This is a genomic window from Streptomyces sp. NPDC059900 (assembly GCF_050270335.1).
Taxonomy (GTDB): Bacteria; Actinomycetota; Actinomycetes; order Streptomycetales; family Streptomycetaceae; genus Streptomyces.
The window spans coordinates 1-13,015 of sequence record NZ_JBNNJZ010000217.1 but is presented as its reverse complement, the minus strand read 5'-3'; the positions used below and the strand labels follow the sequence as shown (position 1 = coordinate 13,015).

Here is a 13,015-nt window from a genome sequence, read left to right as displayed (position 1 = left end):
GCGGCGCAGTTCCGGCGAGGGCTCAAGACCCAGGTCGCGTACCAGGGCCTGACGCAGCCGCTGGTAGACGCTCAGCGCCTCACCCCGCCGTCCCGAACGATAAAGGGCCAGCATGAACTGGCCGTGCAGATTCTCATGCGTGCGATACCGGCTCACCAACACCGTCAACTCACCCAGCAACTCCCGGTGACGCCCCAGGCGAAGATCCGCCTCGATGCGCTGATACAGCGCACACAACCGCGTCTCCTCCAGCCGGCGCACCTCCATCTCCAACTGCACACCCGCCCGCACATCCGCCAACGCCGACCCACTCCACAACGCCAGCGCCTCCCGCAGCAGCCGGGCCGCCCCCGCGAAGTCCTCACCGTCCATCGCCCGATAACCCATCCCCGCAAGGCGCTCGAACTCCACCACATCACTGGACCCGCCACCGCCCCGCAGCACATACCCGCCCGGCGCCGTCACCAGCACATCCTTCGCCGACACACCCCCCGAAGCCTCAGCACTCTCCGCGCCCTGCTCCAGCGCCGCACCGATCAACTCACGCAACTGCAGGATGTAGGTCTGCAACGTCGTCCGCGCCGACCGCGGCGGACGCTCCCCCCACAACTCCTCCACCAGCAAACCCACCGGCACCACACGATCCACATGCAACGCCAGCAACGCCAACACCTTCCGAGGCTTCGGCGCCGTAGGCATCACAGCAACCCCACCCACCCGCACACCCAACGGACCCAGAACATCAATATCCATCACGCCAAATCCCCTGTTCGCGATTCCCGAGAACCAAACCCGACTCCCTGTTTTGAAAGACTGCCATGCCGACCTCAAGCGCTCCTAGAGAGATTCCGGAGCCCCTGACGAGGGTGTAAGCGGCCACAAAACCCCATAATCCAGGCACATTTGACCGAGGAGGCGACAGACCAGATGCCCCGTTTGCAGCGAGCGGACGCCATACACGGCCCCGGATTGACCCTCACCAAAAGATCGACCCGTGTAGGCACCATCAGAAACCAGCACCACGGTCTGGATCGACGGCCTTACAGAGTGAGATCCGTCAGACGCTGACCGCGCGCCGTGTCACAGGAGTGGGGCCCGCCTCGTCTCGGTGAGTGAAGGCATCGACGAACGTGGAGGCGCACACCATGGACGCACGCTTGAACTACTTCGCCGTCCCGAGCGCGGGCAAGGCGCTCAAGTACCTCATGTCGGCCGGTCGGGAGCTGAAGGAGTTGCCGCTGCCGGCCACGACGCAGGAGCTGGTGGCGCTGCGCGTGAGCCAGATCAACGGCTGCGCGGCCTGCATCGACATGCACACCAAGGAGGCCGCCGCGGCCGGCGAGAGCACGGTGCGGCTGAACCTGGTCGCGGCCTGGCGGGAGGCAACGGTCTTCACCGAGGCCGAACGCGCCGCGCTCGCACTGGCCGAGCAGGGCACCCGGGTCGCGGACGCGGCCACCGGGGTCAGCGACGACGTATGGGCGCTTGCCGCCAAGCACTACGACGAGGAGCAGCTCACGGCCCTCGCACTTCTCGTCTCGATCATGAACGCGGCGAACCGGCTGAACATCATCGCCCGGCAGCCGGGCGGCGAATACCAGGTCGGGCAGTCGCACTGAACCGCCACCGCGCCCGGCCGCAGGGGCCATGATCAAGCCCGTCGGGTTGGTCGCGGTGAGATCGCAAGGGGGAGTCCGCGTGAACAAGGCGGGCGAGGCGGGCGAGGCGAACGAGGTAGGCAAGGTGGGCAAGGTCGAGGAGTTCGAGGAGCTGCGGCCGCTGCTGTTCTCGATCGCGTACCGGATCCTGGGCAGCGTGGCCGAGGCCGAGGACGCGGTGCAGGAGAGCTGGCTGCGCTACGACGCCTCGACCACCCTGCCGAGGTCGGCCAAGGCGTTCCTGTCGGCGACGGTGACCCGGATCGCCATCGACGTACTGCGTTCCGCCCGGGTACGACGGGAGGAGTACGTGGGACCGTGGCTGCCCGAGCCGCTCCTGGACGATCCGTACGAGGACCCGGTCCGCGCCGCGGAGCTGGCCGACTCGGTGTCGATGGCGGCGCTGGTGCTCCTGGAACGGCTCAGCCCGCTGGAGCGTTCGGTGTTCGTGCTGCGGGAGGTCTTCGCCTTCGGCTTCGACGAGGTCGCCGGCGCGGTGGGGCGCTCGGAGGCGGCATGCAGGCAATTGCTCGTACGGGCGCGTAGGCACATGAACGAGGGGCGGCCCCGGTTCGCGGCGGACCGCGAGGAGCGGCAGGAGCTGGCGGGGCGGTTCTTCGAGGCGCTGTCACAGGGCGACATGGACGGGCTGCGGAGTCTGCTGTCGGCGGACGTCCGGCTCGTCGGGGACGGCGGCGGCAAGGCCCCGCAGCTGGCCAGGGCCGTCGCCGGCGCCGAGAACGTGGCCAGGCTGCTCGCCACGGTCTATCCGCTGATGGCACGGGTCGACATCACCTTCGAACCGCACGAGGTCAACGGCCAGCCGGGCGCGCTGTTCCGCGACCGCGACGGCAAGGTCCTGCACATCTTCGCCCTCGACGTGCTCGACGGGCAGATCCAGACCATCCGCGCGGTCATCAACCCCGACAAGCTCGGTCACCTCGGTCCGGTCGCCGACGCATGGGCCGTCGACCAGGAGGTGAAGCGGGCCCGCAAGCAGGCGCGGTGACCGCCCGACCGCCGACCTGATCCTGATGGAGCCCCGGTCCCGGAGTCACACCGGGTCCGGCAGATCCATGAGCGCGAGTCGGGCCGGGTCCACCACAGCGGTCACCTCGGTGATGAGCCCGTCGGCGACGGTGAACACGAGAAGGGAGAACGGAGTGCCCTCCCGGGTCCAGGAGATGATGCCGGGACGGCCGTTGACGGTCGCCAGGTGCCCTCGTGCGGCACTCCCCGCGATGCGCGCACGGCCGGCCACCTCGGTGGCCCCGAGCACGACGAACTGACCGTTCGGGGCGTCGACGGTGAACTTCACGTCGGGGTGGAGGACCTCCAGGAGCTGCTCGAACTGCCCCTTGCCCGCGGCGGCCAGGAAGGCCTGGACGACCTCGCGCTGCTGCCGACCGGTGCTCGCCTGCGGCTGGGCGGCCTGTACGTTCCTGACCTTCTTGCGGGCGCGGCTCGTGAGCATCTTGGTCGCGTCGGCGGACTTGCCGAGAATCGTGCCTATCTCCCCGTGGGGCACCGCGAACACGTCGTGCAGCACGAACGCCAGTCGTTCGTCCGGGCGCAGCGAGTCCAGGACCGTGAGGAGCGCGAGGCCGACGGAGTCCCCGAGCGCCACGAGGTCGTCCGGGGCCGGGGCGTCGTCGAACGTCACGGTGTACTCGGGCAGCCGGTCGTCGAGGGTGACTTCGGGGCGGGTCCGGCCCGACCGCAGGACATCGAGGCTGATGCGGCCGACCACGGTGGTCAGCCAGCCGCCGAGGTTGTCGATGGTGCCGGTGTCCTGCCGGGAGAGCCGCAGCCACGCCTCCTGGACCGCGTCTTCCGCGTCGGCATGTGATCCGAGCACGCGATAGGCAACACCTCGAAGCCGCTCGCGGTGCGACTCGAAGGCGTCGGCGATCGGGTCCGTGGGGTGCGCGTCGGACATGTTGTTACCTCTCTCGAAGCCGCTCCGTCATAGGGGTGACGGGCAGCAGCCCCGAAACGTAACCCCGACGCAGGAGAGCACTCCTCATGGAAAACCGTCTCAAGAACAAGAACACGAACAACCCCGACCTGTGGACCGCGATCAAGCACCTCCACAAGGCGATCGCCGCCGGCGGTGTCGATCCGAAGCTGCTCGCACTGGTCCACCTGCGCGCCAGCCAGATCAACGGCTGCTCGGCGTGCGTCCACGCCAGTGTCGCCGGGGCGAAGAAGGCCGGCGAGACCGACGAGCGGCTGCACAACGTGGCGGCGTGGCGCGAGGCGCCGTTCTACACCGACGCGGAGCGCGCGGCACTGGCCCTGGCCGAGGGCGCGACCCGGTTGCAGGACGGCGCGGAGGGCGTCACGGACGAGATCTGGGAGGAGGCCGACGCCCACTTCACGGAGGAGCAGATCGGTGCGCTCAACCTGGAGATCGCCCTGACCAACTTCTTCAACCGCCTCAACCGCACCGTCAAGGAACCGGCGGGCCGGACCTGGGGCTGAGCGCCGCCCGGCACCGGCTCATCCGCCGGGGCAATCGTTGCTGCCGCTGTAGCAGGGCTCGTACCCCGCACTGGGGGTGGGCGCCGGGCGCGGGTGGGTCTGGTCGTACTGGTGCTGGGAGAGCACGACCACGACCGCGAGCGTTCCGGCGGCCAGGACTTGCAGCAGTGCCGTCCACGGTGCGCGGGCCAGGAGCGCGATCGCGGCGAGGACGAGCGCGGCGGCGAGGAGGTACTCCGACCACGCGATGTTCGCGAGCCGTGCGGCGTCGATCGTCGCCCGGTCGTCCGGCGCGGCCCACATCTGCATGCCGTGACCGAAGCTTCCCGCCACGAACACCACGGCTTCGATCACCAGGAGCAGCAGGGCGGTACCGACGTCCTTGCGCAGCGGCGTCCTGCTGGAGCGGAGCCATCTTCGGCGAGGGCGGGGTTCCTGGAGCGCTTGTGTCATGGCCCCTACCTTGCCCTGCGGCTCCCCCCGCACGTCAACGCGCCCGCCTGGTCGGGGAGGACGTCAGGCGGGCGCGGACAGGAGGTGGATGTGCACGACCAACGCTAGGCGGGGTGGCCTTCCAAGTCCCGCGCGTCGTGCGGAACTTCGAGTTCAGATGCAGCGGTTTTCGACTGGGCGGCGTACACCGCGACGAAGGCGGCGAGACCCAGGACACCGCCGTCCGGGCCCAGTGCCGTGAGCGGCACGCTCTGCCCGAGGCCCCGCGACAGCGTGCGGTGCGCCTTGAGCGATGCGGCAAGGAGCTCGCCCGGCGGGCGGTGGGCGTGGTCCGCGTCCCCGCAGGCCATCGCGAGCGCCTCCGCCCAGGCGCGGGAGGCGATGTCGTCCCTGTGCGCGTGCGGCGGTACCGGCTTCGGGTCGCAGTTCGGCATGGCTGCCTCCTCGGCGTCTCGCTGCTCGAACAGTGCTCTTGCGTGCTTGTGCGTCGGTCGTGCCGTGCTCGTACGGTCGGCCCTGCCGGTTACATCGGTACGTCGATTACGTCGGCACGCCGGTTACGTCCGTACGTCTGTTGCCTCAGGCCTCAGTTCCGGCACCCCACCGCCGACGCGAGCCTGCGGGCCAGGTCGTCCGGTCCGGTGCCGGTCGCGTCGAGGACGACGGCGCGCGGCCGGTGGCCGTCCGCCGCCGCGAGCCGGGCGATGGCGCACGCGGCGACCCCGTCACCGGAGAACCCGGCGAAGGCGAGGCCCGCCCGGGACCGGATGCGGGAGCCGAGCGCGTCGTACACGGCGCGCGCGGCGACATCGGCCCGGGTGCCGCCCGCCGGGACGGGAGCGAGCAGGAGAAGTTCCTCGGGGCCCCGGTAGGCGTGGGCGAGTTGGTCGTAGAAGGCGCGGGAGATGCCCGGCGCCTGCAACAGACCGACGGCGCCCGCGCCCGCGTGGGCCGGGTGGCGAAGGACGGTCGGCAGAGGTCCGCTCTCCTCGGCCTCGGCCTCCACCGGACCGACGGCGGCGCCGCTGCCCATGTGGGTCAGCAGGGCAAGCACCTCGCCGAGCGTGGTGCGCGGCCCGGCGCCGCGCGGGAGCTCACGCAGCAACAGCGCGGCGTGGGCGAGGAGTTCGGTGATCTCCGAGAGCCGCACCTGGTCGTAGGAGGCGGTGAGGACCAGGCAGCCGCTCCGGTCGTGGTGGGCGATGAGCGTGACCGGAAAGGCGGTGCGGGCGCCGAGGGTCTGCGGCGGCTGCACCTGGATCCCGGCCGCGGCGAGGTCGGCCTCCAGCTCGGGCAGGACGCGCGGTGGCGCCTCGAAGGTGAGCAGGGTGTCCGCGGGCGGGCGCGGGCCGCGGGTCCAGGCGTCGATCTGGCTCGCCGAAACCCATTCGTACGCCGCCTGGTTGAGGCAGCGGTCGCGCAGGTCGGTGATCAGCTGGGGCACCGTGGCGTCGGGGTCGACGAGCACGGTCTGCGGCAGCGGCCCGGCCAGCGCGCCGGGGGTGCGCTCGACCCCTTCGAAGAGAATGCTCCGGCCCGCGGCGGTGGTGGCGAAGCGCACCTGTGACGGCCCCTCGGCGCACCCGGCTCGGTACAGGAGCAGCGCCCACACGGCCTGCAGGGCGATGGACTCGCCACCGCCCCAGGTGGCCGCCCAGTTGGCGAGCGCCGCGGTCTCCTCCTTGGTCAGGCGGAGCCTGGAGCGGCCCTCGGCGCGGCTGCCGGTGTCGGTGAAGAGCGGCGGCACGGACACGAGACCGCCGGTGTCGGTACTGCCGAAGAAGTCCTCGGCGGCCGCGGTGTCCTGCTGGGCGAGCCAGGTCACGTAGTCGGTCATGTCGGGCCGCCGCTCCCCGCCGGGCAGTGTCCCGCCCGCGAGATAGGCGCGGTAGAACTCGCGGACCAGGAGCCGTACGGACCAGCTGTCGAGCAGCGCGTGATGGTAAGTGAGCAGCACACGGGCGGGCTGTGCGGGGCTGTGACCGGGCTGCCCGCCGCCGAGCAGGGTGATGCGCAGCGGTCCGGGGCGGCGCGGGTCGATGCCGCGGCGCCGGTCGGCCTCGACGAGGGAGTGCCATTCGGCGGCGCCGTGCGGCAGCCGTACGATCTCCGGTTCGGCGTGATCCTGTACGACGAGGCCGGGCTCCGGCTGGTCGTCGAAGGTGGTGCGCAGCACGGACTCGTGGGTGAACACCGAGTGCCAGGCGGCCGTGAACCGCGCCACGTCGAGCGGCCCGTGCCAGTCCCAGGCGGCCTGTTCGACCTGGCGGCCCGGATCGGAGTGGGTGTCGGCGTCCGCGAGGAGGTCGCGCTGGAGCGGCGTCGCGGGCAGGCAGCGGGTCATGAAGGAGCCGCGCCCGGCATGGGTGAGCAGATCGGCGAGGGCGCCGAGCGGGAACTCGGACCGCTCGTCGTCCGCGCCGTCCGTGAAGCGCAGGGTGTGCTGGCCGGGGCCCCTGCTCTCGAGGTCGGCCGTCCATGCGGGCGCGTCGGGATGGCAGGTGGCGAGGGAGTCCAGCGCGGCCTCGATGTGGGTGCTCTCGATCGGCCCGTGCAGTTCGAGTACGGGCAGCGCGCTGGGGCCGAGTTCCACGACGACGGTAATCGGCTCACCCTGTGGCAGACGTGCGAAGCGGCTAGTGGTCATCGGCAGTCGGGGCACGCGCCGACAAAGCCCCCTCCCCCCTCCTCAAGAGGCGCTGTCCCAGCATGCAGAGGGCCAGTGACAAACCACTGACACGGTCCTGACACGCCGCTCGACCTGCCCGCACGCCGACGCGAAGGGCCAGCTCGGGCCCCTCGCGGGGACGGTGAACTTCCGGCTACGGAGCGTGCGTCCGACAGCGTCTCGCGCCGAGTTGGGGTGCCGGAATCCCGGTCGCCGTGCCGAGTGCGAGTGCCGGCCGTTACGAGTACGGGCGCCCGAATCCCGGTCCGACGACGCCTCGTGACAAGTGAGGTGGCCGTGAATCCCGGGTCGCTCCAGGCGACCCAAACCCGGTCCGGACCGTCTCTGAGGCGAAATTCAAGCGGTCTTCGAATACTCCTCAAGCCCTCCCGCCGACGGTGGAGGTCAGCCCATCCGTCCTCGATTGCCCAAGGAGCCTGCAATGTCCGGGATGCCTGGTGAGCGTGTGCACCGCCTGCGACACTCGCTCGAGGTGGCCGCGCCGGCCGGAGCGGTCTTCGCACTGCTCGCGGACACCGCGCGCAGGCCGCTGTACAGCCCGCACGTCGTGCACGTCGAGCGGCTCGACTTCGACGGGGTCCGCGAACGCCTGCGCGTGTGGGAGAGCGCGGGCGGCCGGATCAGGTCCTCGCTCCTGGTGCGGGTGCAGCATCCGCACGAGCGGCGCATCGAGTTCGTGCAGCTGGGAGGCGAGTCGCCGGTCGATTCGATGAACGGCGAGTGGACCGTCGAGGAGGGCGCGAACGGCCGCAGCGTGGTGACGGTGCGGCACGAGTTCACCGTCGCGGGCGGCCGGGATGACGACGCGGCCGGGGAGGGCCTTGTCACCGGGGACAACGCCAGGGCGGAGCTGGAGAGCCTGCGCCGTATCGCCGAGAGCCGGGCCGGTCTCGACGACCTGGTTCTCTCCTTCGAGGAGTCGGTGCGGGTGAACGGCCCGGGCGAGCTGCTCTACGACTTCCTGTACCGGGCCGCGGACTGGCCGGGACTCCTGCCGCACATGCGACACCTGAAACTGACCGAGCCTTCGCCGGGAGTGCAGATCCTTGACTACGACGTGCGGTTGCCCGACGGAGCGGTGCACCCGGGGGCTTCGGTCCGGCTGTGTTTCCCGCACGCCGGGCGGATCGTCTTCAAGCAGACCGTGCCGTCCGGGCCGGTGGCCGCGCACACCGGAGAGTGGTCGGTACTGCCCGACGAGTACGGGGTGCGGGTGATCGCCCAGCACACGGTGCTGCTCGACGAGAGCGCACTGCTGCTCGACGGGGCCGCGCCGTGGGCCGCTCTCCGAGCGTCGGAGAGGTCCGGCGCGGGACCGGTGTCGCCGTCCGTCCTCGAACTGGCCCGCCGCCGGGTGCGGCAGGCCATCGGGCGTACGTCGCTGGCGATCCTCGAACTGGCCGGGCAGCACGCGGAGTCGTCGGTACGGTCACTGCCGCGGCGGTCGGCCGCGACCGCGGGCTCCCTGCCGTAGGCGCCCCGGGCACTCAGGTACCGGCAAGCTCCTCGATCACGGGACCGAAGACGTCCATCACGCCGTCCAGGACCACGATGTACGAGATGCCGAACCGCTCCCGCTGCTCGCGCAACTGCTCGGCCATCTGCTTGACCGTGCCGAAGAGCATCACCGGCAGGTTCAGGCGGTCTTCCTGCGACATCTCGGGGTCGATCTTGGGCAGCCTGCGGGCCGTCGCGTGCCGGTCGTCGGTGACCTCCACGAAGTGCACGAGGAGGTTGCGCTCGGCGGGCACGGTGCGGTGCGCGGCGAATCCTTCGTAGGCGGCCACGCGTTCGTCGAGCTGGCCGGGCGTGAGGGCCTTCAGGATTCCGTTCTCGTATCCCGCGGTCGCGGTGAAGGCCGCGATGTCGGCGTGCTCGGCCATCAGGCGCAGCAGCCGGTCGCCGTTGCCGCCGATCAGCAGCGGCGGCCGTGTCTGCTCGGCCCGCGGCGTGTGCGCCGGGTCGGTGAGCAGCCGCTCCAGCTCGTCGACCGTGTGCCGCAGGGCGCTGATGCGGCCGCCGGGCGAGCGGAACTCCAACTGCGCGCGCTGGTGTTCGGCCTCCGCGTAGCCGGTGCCGAGGCCCAGTTCGAGGCGTCCGCCGGTGAGGGCGTCGGTGGTGGCGACCTCACGCGCGAGGAGCGCCGGGTTCCAGAAGCCTGCGTTCAGGACGAAGGTGCCGATCCGGGGCCGCTCGGTGGCGGCGGCCGCGGCCACCATCGCCGGGAAGGGGGCGACCATGCCCAGATGGTCGGGGACCAGGATGACGTCGTAACCGAGTTGCTCGGCGCGGCGGCACTTGTCCCGCCACTCCGCCCCACCCGCCGGCTTCATCATGTTCACGCCGAATCGAAACGGCCTGGTCATGCCTTCCCCCCTTGCCTGCCCCACCCCAGTGACACACGACGGCCACGCCGCCGCGGTGACCCTACCCGGCGGCGTACGCGGATGTCAGGCGCCGCACGCGGATGTCAGGCGGCGTAGAGGTCGAAGGTCGAGGTGCGCCGCTCGCCCGCCACCACGTCGAGCGCGGGGTCGACGGTGAGCATCATCTGGTGCACGCGCTGGAGTTGCGGCGACGGCTCCACGCCGAGTTCGTCGATCAGCCGCGCGCGCAGTCTGCGGTACACGTCGAGCGCCGTCGCCTGCCGCCCGGAGCGGTACAGGGCGACCATCGCCTGCGAGTGCAGCCCCTCGTGCTGCGGGTGACGGGCAATCAGATCAGTGAGCTCGGCGATGAGTTCGCTGTGCCGGCCGAGCCGCAGATCGGCGTCGATGCGCCGCTCGACGGCGACCAGGCGGGACTCGTTGAGCCGCATGATCTCGATGGAGAGGATCGAGCCGGCTCGTACGTCGACGAGGGCGGGCCCGTTCCACATGTCGAGGGCATTGCGCAGGAGCGTGGACGCCTGGCCGTCCTCGCCCTCCTCGAAGGCGCGCCGGCCGTCCGCGACGAGCTGCTCGTAGCGGTGCAGGTCGACCGAGTCGGCCGACATCTGGAGCACATAGCCGCCGTGCCGGGTGGCAAGGATTTCCTTGGCGTTGCCGGGCGCGTCGGGCCCCATCGCGGTGCCGAGGCGGCGGCGGAGCTGAAGTACGTACGTCTGGAGCGTCGTCATGGCGCTCTGCGGCATCTCGGTGCCCCACAGCTCCTCCATGAGCGTGGCCACCGGCACGATGCGGCCCGGATAGAACGCGAACAAGGCGAGGAGCTGACGCGGCTTGCTCGCCGTGGGCACTATCGAGACACCGTTGACGGCCGCGTTCAGTGGTCCCAGGACCTGAATCTCCACGGTTTCCTCCCCGTACCGATCGAGTGGTGGCCGTGCCGTTGACCCATCGATTGGCGGCCTTGGTCCTTGGCACGTTAGACCTGCTTTCGGCCGTTGCCCCCGCGGCTCCCCCATACCTGGACCCGCTCTCAAGCAGGTCTCAATGGGCGGTAGTCCGGGCGTAGACGACAAGACTTGAGAATGCGTGCAGAGCGGTTCAAAGCCCGCTCGTGCGAGCGCCCGTACGGGCCGGGCCGCGGCTACCGTGCGAATTCCCTGCCCCCGATCCGGGACCGCTGGTCATCGGGCCGGACGGCGGAGTGTCTCGTCGATGGAGTCGCCATGCTGAAGGCGGAAGAGCTGAAGGCGGAAGAGCTGGAGCTGCGTCTGTTCGTGTTCCACCACTCCGGTGGTTCACAGCTGTCGTACCGCGACTGGCCGGCCTGTTTCCCGGCCGGCTGGGACGTGCGGATACCCGACGCGCCAGGCCGCGGACCACGCGACAGACGCCCGGCCCTTTCGGACGCGGGCGCGCTGCTCGACCACTACCTGGACGAACTGGACGACGGCCTCACGGGCCGCTTCGCGTTCTTCGGGCACAGCATGGGCGGGCTGATCGCGTACGAACTCACCCGTCGGCTCCTGGACCTGGGCCGCACGCCGCCGGTCTGGCTCGGCGTGTCCGCGCACGGCACGGTGCGCCCCGAGGGAGGCGGCATGCGCCGGCATCTGCTGTCCGACCCGGACCTGCGCGCGGAACTCTCGGCGATGGGCGGAACGCCGTCCTCGGTCCTGGCCCACCCGGAGCTGTGGGACCTGATCGCGCCGACCGTCCGCGCGGACCTGCGCATCAGCGAGACCTGGCGCACGGCGCCGCTCACCGCGCCGCTGCCAGTGCCCCTCTCGGTGTTCGGCGGCACGCGGGACCAGGTGGCGCCCCCGCACCGGATGGACGGCTGGTCGGCGTTCTCGGAGCACTTCCTGGGCCAGCACCTGTTCGAGGGCGGCCATTTCTACTTCCAGGACCGGCTTTCGGCGGTCGCCGGGCGGATCCAGGACGACATACGACAAGCCCTGCTCCTGGCCCGGGCGCCTTCCGCGGTCACGCCATGACCGTCCTCGACCTCGCCGCGCCCGCTCCGGTGCGCGGCGGGGTGACCGAGTTCCGGCTGCTCGGCCCGGTGGTCGTGCACGACGGGGAGACCGGGGCTGGCATCGTGCCGCCGGGCCCCAAACAGCGGGCGCTGCTCGCCACCCTGGTCATCCACGCGGGCGAACTCCTGTCCGTGGACCGCCTGGTGGAGGAGCTGTGGGGCGACCGGCCCCCGGCCAACGCCCCCAATGCGCTGCAAGCCCATGTCGCCCGTCTTCGGCGGCTGCTGCCCGCGCCGGGCCACGAGTGGATCAGCACCCTGCCCTCCGGGTATCTGCTGACCCTGGGCCAGGCCTCCACCGACGTCGCGCGCTTCACACGGCTGTCAGGGCAGGGCAGGGCCGCGGTGCCGGACGACCCGCAGTACGCGGCCGAACTCCTGGGCCGCGCACTGTCGTTGTGGCAGGGCCCGGCCTTGCAGGACAGCCGCCGCGGCCCCATCTGCACGGCCGAGGCGGACCGTCTGGAGGAGCAGCGCCTGATCACCCTGGAATCGCTGTACGAGGCGAGCCTGAGCTGCGGCAGATACGCCGAGGTGGTCTCCGGCCTGGAGCGCCTCACCGCCGACCATCCGCTGCGCGAGCGCTTCTACGACCTGCTGATGGTCGCCCTGTACCGGGGCGGCCGCCAGGCGGAGGCCCTGGGCGTCTACGAACGCGCGCGCCGCACCCTGATCACGGTCCTCGGCGTGGAACCGGGCCCGGCACTGCGCGCCCGCATGGAAGCCGTCCTCAACCAGTCCCCCGCCCTGACGACACCACACCCGCACAAGCTGGACCTGGCCTCGGAGGTGGCACAGCTGCGGGCCCGCATCGAGCAACTGGCCAGGGACCAGGAGGACTTACTACGGCGGGCGACCGCGGCAGCGGATTCGCGGACGGTCTAGTCGGGAGCACCTTCAGGCACGCGGGCTTCGCGTGCCTGAAGGGACACCGAAGCTCTCCAGCCGTGTGCGGCAGATGCCGGGGGGTACGCCGAACCCTCACCGTCCTCCGCGATCGAAGGTGGAAGCACACAACAAAACGCCCCACCCACCCGAAGCGGCCGCAGGCCTCTCGGGGTTGGGCGGGGCGATGACTGTCGGCGTGCCGGGGTCGCCGGTCGCCGGCATCAGCCGACTCGGGCGAGTCGATCCCGTGCACCGGCGTTCACGGCTTCGGACCGTGCGCCCTGGGCGGTGGGCTCGGACGTCTTGAGGATGGCCTGCTGCAAGCGGCGCAGTTCCGGCGAGGGCTCAAGACCCAGGTCGCGTACCAGGGCCTGACGCAGCCGCTGGTAGACGCTCAGCGCCTCACCCCGCCGTCCCG

Annotated in this window: 14 protein-coding genes; 6 read left to right on the top strand and 8 right to left on the bottom strand. The window is 71.0% G+C overall.

Annotated elements, in window-relative coordinates; translation table 11 throughout:
- Positions 1 to 753 (bottom strand): AfsR/SARP family transcriptional regulator (locus tag ACQKIP_RS25255; RefSeq protein WP_427744139.1); only part of this gene is annotated, 753 nt, incomplete at its 3' end.
- Positions 754 to 1,145: 392 nt separating this feature from the next.
- Here ACQKIP_RS25255 and ACQKIP_RS25250 point away from each other — a divergent pair.
- Together ACQKIP_RS25250 and ACQKIP_RS25245 are read left to right on the top strand one after the other, a co-directional pair.
- The gene (locus tag ACQKIP_RS25250) at positions 1,146 to 1,619 is read left to right on the top strand and encodes a carboxymuconolactone decarboxylase family protein (protein ID WP_365867253.1); all 474 of its coding nucleotides are present in this window, start codon (positions 1,146 to 1,148) and stop codon (positions 1,617 to 1,619) included.
- A gap of 124 nt (positions 1,620 to 1,743) precedes the next feature.
- Positions 1,744 to 2,667: an RNA polymerase sigma-70 factor gene (locus tag ACQKIP_RS25245; RefSeq protein WP_365867255.1), complete on the top strand. Its 924-nt coding sequence runs from the start codon at positions 1,744 to 1,746 to the stop codon at positions 2,665 to 2,667.
- A gap of 45 nt (positions 2,668 to 2,712) precedes the next feature.
- Here the strand turns inward: ACQKIP_RS25245 and ACQKIP_RS25240 are convergent, their stop codons facing one another.
- Complete coding sequence (locus ACQKIP_RS25240) at positions 2,713 to 3,597, bottom strand: sigma-70 family RNA polymerase sigma factor (protein ID WP_365867251.1); 885 nt, start codon at positions 3,595 to 3,597, stop codon at positions 2,713 to 2,715.
- Positions 3,598 to 3,683: 86 nt separating this feature from the next.
- On the opposite strand from ACQKIP_RS25240, the gene ACQKIP_RS25235 reads away from it, so the two are divergent.
- On the top strand, positions 3,684 to 4,142 hold the full coding sequence (locus tag ACQKIP_RS25235) for a carboxymuconolactone decarboxylase family protein (protein WP_365867249.1): 459 nt from the start codon (positions 3,684 to 3,686) through the stop codon (positions 4,140 to 4,142).
- Positions 4,143 to 4,160: 18 nt separating this feature from the next.
- Here the strand turns inward: ACQKIP_RS25235 and ACQKIP_RS25230 are convergent, their stop codons facing one another.
- The 3 genes from ACQKIP_RS25230 to ACQKIP_RS25220 all read right to left on the bottom strand — a co-directional run bounded on the left by ACQKIP_RS25230 (position 4,161) and on the right by ACQKIP_RS25220 (position 7,188).
- A complete protein-coding gene (locus ACQKIP_RS25230; protein ID WP_365867248.1) occupies positions 4,161 to 4,595 on the bottom strand; it encodes a DUF6234 family protein in 435 nt (144 codons plus the stop codon).
- A 104-nt stretch (positions 4,596 to 4,699) separates the two neighbouring features.
- Positions 4,700 to 5,029 carry a hypothetical protein gene (locus ACQKIP_RS25225; RefSeq protein ID WP_365867246.1) on the bottom strand — a complete coding sequence of 110 codons (330 nt, stop codon included), beginning with the start codon at positions 5,027 to 5,029 and terminating at the stop codon, positions 4,700 to 4,702.
- 152 nt (positions 5,030 to 5,181) lie between these two features.
- Positions 5,182 to 7,188, bottom strand: a complete 2,007-nt coding sequence (locus tag ACQKIP_RS25220) for a condensation domain-containing protein (RefSeq protein WP_365867244.1) — start codon at positions 7,186 to 7,188, stop codon at positions 5,182 to 5,184.
- A 517-nt stretch (positions 7,189 to 7,705) separates the two neighbouring features.
- On the opposite strand from ACQKIP_RS25220, the gene ACQKIP_RS25215 reads away from it, so the two are divergent.
- Positions 7,706 to 8,758 carry an aromatase/cyclase gene (locus ACQKIP_RS25215; protein ID WP_365867242.1) on the top strand — a complete coding sequence of 351 codons (1,053 nt, stop codon included), beginning with the start codon at positions 7,706 to 7,708 and terminating at the stop codon, positions 8,756 to 8,758.
- 13 nt (positions 8,759 to 8,771) lie between these two features.
- Here ACQKIP_RS25215 and ACQKIP_RS25210 read toward each other — a convergent pair whose 3' ends face one another.
- Both ACQKIP_RS25210 and ACQKIP_RS25205 read right to left on the bottom strand, forming a co-directional pair.
- Positions 8,772 to 9,650: a TIGR03621 family F420-dependent LLM class oxidoreductase gene (locus ACQKIP_RS25210; RefSeq protein WP_365867241.1), complete on the bottom strand. Its 879-nt coding sequence runs from the start codon at positions 9,648 to 9,650 to the stop codon at positions 8,772 to 8,774.
- A 104-nt stretch (positions 9,651 to 9,754) separates the two neighbouring features.
- Positions 9,755 to 10,576, bottom strand: coding sequence for an AfsR/SARP family transcriptional regulator (locus ACQKIP_RS25205; protein ID WP_365867240.1), 822 nt, complete (start codon positions 10,574 to 10,576; stop codon positions 9,755 to 9,757).
- A gap of 321 nt (positions 10,577 to 10,897) precedes the next feature.
- Between ACQKIP_RS25205 and ACQKIP_RS25200 the strand changes: the two genes are divergently transcribed.
- Entirely contained in the window at positions 10,898 to 11,668 is a 771-nt protein-coding gene (locus tag ACQKIP_RS25200) for a thioesterase II family protein (protein WP_365867238.1), read from the top strand.
- A complete protein-coding gene (locus ACQKIP_RS25195; protein WP_365867237.1) occupies positions 11,665 to 12,594 on the top strand; it encodes an AfsR/SARP family transcriptional regulator in 930 nt (309 codons plus the stop codon). The genes ACQKIP_RS25200 and ACQKIP_RS25195 overlap by 4 nt, the downstream gene beginning before the upstream one ends.
- Positions 12,595 to 12,818: 224 nt before the next feature.
- On the opposite strand, the gene ACQKIP_RS25190 is transcribed toward ACQKIP_RS25195, so the two are convergent.
- Positions 12,819 to 13,015, bottom strand: a 197-nt coding sequence (locus ACQKIP_RS25190; protein WP_365867236.1) for a BTAD domain-containing putative transcriptional regulator, incomplete at its 5' end; no start/stop codon positions are given.